1 protein-coding gene is annotated in these 777 nt (G+C 45.8%); it reads left to right on the forward strand.

Features of this window, described 5'->3' with window-relative positions:
• Positions 1-657 (forward strand): Rha family transcriptional regulator (locus Xvie_RS20410; RefSeq protein ID WP_139838938.1); only part of this gene is annotated, 657 nt, incomplete at its 5' end.
• Positions 658-777 lie beyond the last annotated feature (120 nt).

A 777-nucleotide genomic window follows, 5' to 3' on the forward strand; every position in this document is an offset into this window, starting at 1 on the left:
GCTTACGCTGAAAACAGCCAGGAGCCTATTTTAGTTCAGCACAGAACTGAATCGAGAATAGATAGCCGCTTGTTTGCAAAGCGTGTCGGATTACAACACCGTAGCTTATACAAGCTAATCAAAGCCAACATTAAGCAGCTAAGGGAGTTTGGTTCACTGCCGTCATTTGAAATCGCAGCAGTGAAAGAGGTTGGGGCGCGAGGAATTAAGTACAATCGCTATTATTTACTCAACGAAAACCAGTTCGATTTTATGTGCCGCCTTGTTCGAGGGCGTGATCATGATCTGATGGTTCACTTTAAGCTGGACGTAACAAAAGCCTTTGCTAAGAAGCGAGCGGCTGAACCTATTCGCCGTGAATATCTGCCGAACTACCATGAGTCACGCGATGCGTTAAGGGATTTAGGCGCAGAACGTCACCATTACATCAACCTTGCTCGTACTGAGAATCGCTTTGCGGGTTTACTGGATGGTGAACGCCAGAACGCAGACGAGCAACAGTTAGGGTTACTTGTCTGTATTCAGAAGATTGAACAGGCTGCTTTTCAAGATGCAAGGAATGCAGGGCAATCACCAACACAAGCACTGAGGGAAGTAAGCCGCCGTATTGAGCTGTTCGCAACACTAATGAACCCTACCGGACGTATTGGGGGCTAACTTGATGAGCGGCCATAAAACACTCTCTGTTCCCCCAAAACGGGGGAATCAAAGACCAAATATTGAACAATTAACCTCAAGTCGGGGAAAAATTAACTATAGGAATTCCTTTAGTTTAAG

This window comes from Xenorhabdus vietnamensis (genome assembly GCF_002127535.1).
Lineage (GTDB): Bacteria > Pseudomonadota > Gammaproteobacteria > Enterobacterales > Enterobacteriaceae > Xenorhabdus > Xenorhabdus vietnamensis.